Below are 5,995 nucleotides of genomic sequence, written 5' to 3' on the forward strand. Positions count from 1 at the left end.
ACCGAGCCGCCGCCCGCTGCGCCCACGGCGAGTCCGAGGCCGGTGGCCGTCGCCGTCGCGGCGGCCGCGCTGCCGGCGGCCAGTGCGGTGCCGCTGAGGAACATCGGCGCGGTGATGCCGATCAAGGCGAGCGCGATCGGCCCGTATCGATCGCGGACGTCGACCATTTCGGCGTATGTGTCGTTGCACCTGCTGCACTTTCTCAGGTGCGCGTCGATGCTTTCTCGGCGTTTCTCGGAGTCCATTCGGTTGCGTAGGTGCCGCCCGTAGTGCCGGGTGAACTTCTTGCACTTCTCGTCCTTGACGCCGCCGGTCGCGAACGCGACGAAGTAGTTGTCGCGCAGTTCCTGCCGGGCGCGTTCCAGGATCTTGCGCACGTTGTCGGGGTTCTCGCCGACCAGGGGGGCGACCTGGACGGCCTGTTCGCCTTCGATGTCCACGTGCCACAGCACGACCCTGGAGCGCTCGGGCAGTTCCTGGAACGCCTGGAGGGCCAGTCGTGCGTCGTCGGCCTTCACGACCCGGTCCTGGTTTTCCCACGCCGACTCGAAGACGGTGAAGTCCTCGGTGACGCACTCGCGCCGGTTGCTCTTGGTCCAGTCGCCGGCGACGTGGCGCACGGTGGTGAGCAGGTAGGCCCGGAAGGCCTGCGTGGGTCCCTGGCCGGCGCGCAGCGCCTGGAGGGTGTGGGCGAACGCCTCGGCGCACAGGTCGTCGGCGGCTTCGGGGGTGCGGGTGCAGGTGCGGGCGTAGCGGCGGACGGAGTGCACGTGGCGCTGGTACAGCAGGCCGTAGGCGTCGGTGTCGCCGGCGCGCACCGTGTCGGCCAGTTCGGCGTCGGGGGGGCCGTCGTCGGTGGGTGCGTCGTCGACGTCGGCGTCCGCTTGCGTGTGTGTGCCGGTCGTGAGGGGGTGGGCCGTTGCGGGGTGGGGCGGCCGGGGGAGGGCCGGTTCGGTTGTGGCCGGCCCGGTCCCGAATTCGTCGCGGTCGCGGGCGTCGCCGGGGTCGGCGACGTCCGGGAGGTCGCCCTCGCGCACTCGCGGGTGATGGACGCCGCGTTGTCCCGGCACGAACGGGGGAGGCGCGCCGGGACCGTGCGCCTCGACGGTTTCGCTGGTCCCGTCGCCGTCCGTGGGATCCGAGGTCGCCGCGTCGTCCTCGCGTGCCACCGACTGCCCCCTTGCGCCCTTGGTGCCTGTGCCGAACCCGGCTCTGCGGACAGCATCGTGACCAACCGATCACGCTGTGTCCAGAAGCGGTGGGGCTCTGGAGGGCACCCGGCGTGCGCGCCGGCGCGGGTGGTGCGGTTCGGGCGCGGGGCCTGTTTCCCCGCGCCCGTGCCGGTCGGGTGGGTCGGGCGAGGGTGACGCTGCGTCATTCGGGTGACGAACGGGTGTGTGGAGGGGTGGTTCACGGCGCGCTACCGTCCTGTCGAGCCCGGTGCGGTGGTGAGGCGGACGCCGGCTCTGGGGATGCGTGGCGCGCCGCTGCCGGCGCCGTGCAGCGGGTCCACCGGGGCGCGGCACAGCCGGTCGAGTCGGTCGGGGAGCTCGGGGTCGTCGCCGTCGAGCAGGGCCATCAGTCGTCCGGGGGGCGCCGCGTGCGCCGGTTCGCCGAGTGCGCGCTCCAGGTGTCGGGCGGTCAGCAGTAGGTGGCGCAGGTGGCCCCACAGCAGGGTCTCGGGTACTTCCAGGCGGACGACCACGATCCGGGTGTGCTCGCCGGTGGCGAGGCGGTGGGCCAGGCGTTGTTGCAGTAGGGCGGCCGAGGGCAACTCGGTGATGGGGTCGGTGCCCGGGGGGAGGGTGCCCGGCGGATTGGCTCGGGCGCGGGTGCTCAGGTAGGCCCGGACGAGGGGGCCGGGCGCGGCGGGCGCGAGTGCGCACAGGAACAGCGCGTCGAGTTCGGCCAGGGCGACGTCGAGCGGGATTTCGGCGGCGGCTCGGTCTTTGGCCAGGGCCAGGCAGGCGGAGCGGACGTGGCCCTCGCGCGCGAGGGCGTCCAAACACTGCTCGACCGCGGCGCTGTGCCACGCGACCCGCGCGGGCCAACCGGCCCGGAAGGTCTCGCGTTGCCACTCGTCGCGCAGCCGGTCGCGATCGGGGTGGGTGGTGATCGGAGTGTCACACTCGGTATGCATGTGGGGGAGAGGGGGGTTCGCGCCGAACGTGACAGTTTTCCCGCGACTTTGTGATGTGACCTGGGTCACATTGATCTCGTGCGCCCCGGCGCGTTCACGAGCGACCCTTTCGAGTGGCCGCCCGTCCGCCCGGCGGGAAGACGCCGGCCGTCGCGGACCGGCCCACCTCGCGCCCGTGGATTCCCGCCGGCGGGGCCGCCGTGTGCAGACCGGCCTGCGGGGGTGAGGTCAGCCGTGCGCGGCGAGCACGTCGAGCAGCCGGTTCACCGGCCCGGTCAACCCCCACCGCCGGCGCAGCGCGTCCAACGCCGCGGCGTCGGCCGGTTCGGTCGGCAGCGGCCGGTCCCACGCGTCGGGAGCCATCGGCACCTCACGCACCACCCGCACCACGCCCGGGGCCACGTCGAGGTAGTCGGACGCCTCGACGATGCGGGCCCGCCGGGCCGGCGTCAGCTTGGCGGTCGGATCGGCGGCGGCCGCCCGCACGCCCGCCAGGTCGCCGTACTCGACGATCAACTGCGCCGCGGTCTTGTCGCCCACACCCTTGACGCCCGGCAGTCCGTCGCTCGCGTCGCCGCGCAAGGTCGCGAAGTCCGCGTAGGCGGACGCGGGCACGCCGTAGCGCTCCAGCACGGCCGCTTCGTCGATCACCTCGTGCGCGGCGACCCCCTTGACGGTGTAGAGCACGCGGACGCCGCGCTTGTCGTCGACGAGTTGGAACAGGTCGCGGTCACCGGTGACGATGTCGACCGGGACGGTGGACAAGGTCGCCATCGTGGCGATCACGTCGTCGGCCTCGAAGCCCGCGACGCCCACGCGCGCGATCCCCAGCGCGTCCAGCACCTGTTCGATCACCGGCACCTGTGGCGCGAGCGTGTCGGGGATCTCCTCCTCGTCGGGGCCGGCCTCCGAGGCGACCCGGTGCGCCTTGTAGGACGCGATCGCGTCCACTCGGAACTGCGGCCGCCAGTCGGCGTCCATGCACGCCACGAGCCGGGTGGGCGAGCGGTCCTCGACCAGGCGCGCGACGAAGTCGAGCAGGCCGCGAACGGCGTTGACCGGCGTGCCGTCGGGAGCCTTGACCGATTCCGGCACGCCGAAGTAGGCGCGGAAGTACAAGGAGGCGGTGTCGAGGAGCATCAGACGTGTCGTCACGCGTCGATCATCGCGCACGCCGGTGACATCAATCGGCGAACTCGTCCAACACTTCCTGCAGGGTGTCGCGCACGCCGAGCACGTCGATCAGCCCGGTCATCCGCAGCGTCGCCCGCACGTTGCGGTCGGGGGCGGCCAGTCGCAACTCGCCGGAGAAGGCGTGCATCGACTTGAAGGCGTCTATCAACACGCCCAGACCCACCGAGTCGCAGAAGTTGAGTCCCGTGGCGTCCACCACCACGCGTCGACACCCGCCGTCGATCAACTCGATCAACGTGCGGTGCAACAGCGGGGCGTTGTGCAGGTCGAGCTCGCCCGCAAGGTGCACCACCGCGCAGCCGCGCCAGATCGTCACCCCGGTGACGGGATGTTCCTGCCCGAGCGTGCCCATGCGCGCGACCATGGCTGCGACCTTCCACCGGTCGGACGTACCACCGCGCCGATACGGCGCCGGCAATGGGCATTGTGGGCCATCCGTGAGGGTGGCGGACAGTCCCTCGACGGGTCGTTTTTTGGATTGCTGCGCCGAAGGGGTGGGTCTTGTCCGGTTACGCGCCGGTCGGTCCCCGCTTTCGCCGGGGCGTCGGCCGTCGCCCGGTCACAGAAATGTGTGCCCCTCGCCGCGATAGGTGGGCACCGTACGCGTGACGCGGTCGCCGTCGACGAGGTGCAACGCGTCGAAGCGCTCGCACAGTTCGCCCGCCTTGGCGTGCCGAAACCACACCGAGTCGCCGATCCGCAGGTCGTCCGCCGCCGCGCCGCGCAGCGGTGTCTGCACCTCGCCCGCGGCCTCCTGCGATTCGTAGGACAAGCCGCGCGGCAGCCAGGGCTGCGGAAGGCGGTCCTTGGCCGGCACACCCGACGCGGGGTAGCCGCCGCCGAGCACCGTCACCGAGCCGAGCCCCGGTCGGCGCACCACCGGCAGCGCGAACAGCGCGGCCGGGCGGCCGGTGAACGCGCTGTAGTGGTCGAACAGACGTGGTTGGAAAAGCCCCGAGCCCGCCGCGACCTCGGTGATCGAGGACTCCGCGGACGTGCGCTCGACGCTGCCGGTGCCACCGCCGTTGACGAACTCCAGCGGCGTGATCGCCCGCACCGCGCGCACGATGTCGGCGCGCCTGCGGGCGAGTTCGGCGCCCGACCTGGCCTGCATCACGCGCAGGATCCGCCCGTACAGCGCGCGGCCCTCGGGCGCGTCGCCCACGCCCGCGATGTGCGCCTCGTAGGCCATCAGGCCCACGAGGCGAAAGCCCGGGCGTCGGTGGACCGCTTCGGACAGCGCGGCGACCTGCTCGGGGGTGTGCAGTGGCGAGCGGTGCGCGCCGATGCGCACTCGGCCGCCGAGTGGCTGCCACGACGTGTCGATGTCCACGCACACGCGTAGTTCGGCGCGGGGGCGCACGTCGGCGACGGCCCGCTCGATCAGGTTCAGCTGCGCCTGGTCGTCGATCATGATGGTCACGCGCGCCGCGGCCGCGGCGTCGGCCGCGAGTCGGCGATAGGCCGCGCGGTCCACCGACGGGTAGGCGACCAGTACGTCGGTGACGCCCTCGCTCGCCAGCCACAGGCCCTCGGGCAGGGTGAAGGCCATGACGCCGCGGAATCCGTCGAGCTCCAGCACCTCGCGCAGCAGCGGCAGGCAGCGCACCGACTTGGTCGCCACCCGCACCGGGGTGCCCGCCGCGCGGCGCACCAGGTCCGCCGCGTTGGCGCGATACGCCTGAAGGTCGACGATCGCGAACGGCGCGTCGAGGTGGGCGGTGGCCCGGTCGTAGCGGGCCCGCTCGGAGCCGGCGGGCGAGCGGAGTCCGAAGGTGGGGGCGGATGCGGCGAGATCGACCATGTCCGCAGCCTGCCAGATCGTTGTACCGCCCGGTAGGGACGCGTCCGTCACAGCACGACCGCGCCCTGACGGTGCGTTAGCTTGATCGCATGAGTCGCCCCGAGCGAGTACGAGCGCTCGACCTGATCGAACGGGTCCTGGACGTCGACACCTTCCGCCCCTGGAACGACGCGTTGCCGACGCCGGCGGCGACGGACGCCGGCTACGCGGCCGAACTGACCGCCGCGCGCGAGCGCACCGGGTTCGACGAGGCCGTGGTCACGGGGGAGGGGCGCATCTGCGGCCGCCGGGTCGCGGTCGCCGCGTGCGAGTTCGCCTTCCTGGCCGGCTCGATCGGGGTCGCGGGGGCCGAGCGGCTCACCCGTGCGGTCGAGCGTGCCACCGCCGAGGGTCTGCCGCTGGTCGCGTCGCCCACGTCGGGGGGCACGCGCATGCAGGAGGGCACGATCGCGTTCCTGCAGATGGTCAAGATCTCCGCGGCCGTCGCCGCGCACCGCGCCGCGGGCCTGCCCTACCTCGTCTACCTGCGCCACCCCACCACCGGCGGCGTGTTCGCGTCGTGGGGCTCCCTGGGCCACGTCACCGCCGCCCAACCCGGCGCCCTCGTGGGTTTCCTGGGCCCTCGGGTGTACGAGGCGCTGCACGACCGGCCCTTTCCCGAGGGCGTGCAGGTCGCCGAGAACCTGTACGAGCACGGCCTGATCGACGCGGTGGTAGCGCCGGAGGAACTGCGCGACGTGGTGATCCGGGTGTTCGACGTGCTCGACCCGGGCACCACGCCGCGCGTCGCGGCACCGGCGCCCGTATCCGCGCCGGCGGCCGAAGCCGCGATCGACGTCGATGCCTGGACCTCGGTG

The 5,995-nt window shown here is 72.8% G+C and carries 6 protein-coding genes; 1 reads left to right on the forward strand and 5 read right to left on the reverse strand.

Annotated elements, in window-relative coordinates; all coding sequences use genetic code 11:
• The 5 genes from GT354_RS21480 to GT354_RS21500 all read right to left on the reverse strand — a co-directional run.
• A partial coding sequence (locus GT354_RS21480; protein WP_161357979.1) for a sigma-70 family RNA polymerase sigma factor occupies positions 1-1,169 on the reverse strand: 1,169 nt, incomplete at its 3' end.
• Positions 1,170-1,420: 251 nt separating this feature from the next.
• On the reverse strand, positions 1,421-2,140 hold the full coding sequence (locus GT354_RS21485; RefSeq protein ID WP_161357980.1) for a hypothetical protein: 720 nt from the start codon (positions 2,138-2,140) through the stop codon (positions 1,421-1,423).
• A 228-nt stretch (positions 2,141-2,368) separates the two neighbouring features.
• Complete coding sequence (locus tag GT354_RS21490) at positions 2,369-3,280, reverse strand: 5'-3' exonuclease (RefSeq protein WP_161357983.1); 912 nt, start codon at positions 3,278-3,280, stop codon at positions 2,369-2,371.
• 43 nt (positions 3,281-3,323) lie between these two features.
• Positions 3,324-3,698, reverse strand: coding sequence for an STAS domain-containing protein (locus GT354_RS21495; protein ID WP_161357981.1), 375 nt, complete (start codon positions 3,696-3,698; stop codon positions 3,324-3,326).
• Positions 3,699-3,893: 195 nt separating this feature from the next.
• The gene (locus GT354_RS21500; protein ID WP_161357982.1) at positions 3,894-5,138 is read right to left on the reverse strand and encodes an amino acid deaminase/aldolase; all 1,245 of its coding nucleotides are present in this window, start codon (positions 5,136-5,138) and stop codon (positions 3,894-3,896) included.
• 89 nt (positions 5,139-5,227) lie between these two features.
• Here GT354_RS21500 and GT354_RS21505 point away from each other — a divergent pair.
• The coding region (locus GT354_RS21505; protein WP_272923861.1) for an acetyl-CoA carboxylase carboxyltransferase subunit beta at positions 5,228-5,995 on the forward strand (768 nt) is incomplete at its 3' end.

This window comes from Streptomyces sp. SID3343, from assembly GCF_009865215.1.
Classification (GTDB): domain Bacteria; phylum Actinomycetota; class Actinomycetes; order Streptomycetales; family Streptomycetaceae; genus Embleya.

Excerpts from the sequence above, each read along its gene's own strand:
- GT354_RS21485 (WP_161357980.1), bottom strand. The coding sequence starts at position 2,140 with ATGCATACCGAGTGTGACACTCCGATCACCACCCACCCCGATCGCGAC.
- GT354_RS21490 (WP_161357983.1), bottom strand. The coding sequence starts at position 3,280 with ATGCTCCTCGACACCGCCTCCTTGTACTTCCGCGCCTACTTCGGCGTG.
- GT354_RS21495 (WP_161357981.1), bottom strand. The coding sequence starts at position 3,698 with ATGGTCGCGCGCATGGGCACGCTCGGGCAGGAACATCCCGTCACCGGG.
- GT354_RS21500 (WP_161357982.1), bottom strand. The coding sequence starts at position 5,138 with ATGGTCGATCTCGCCGCATCCGCCCCCACCTTCGGACTCCGCTCGCCC.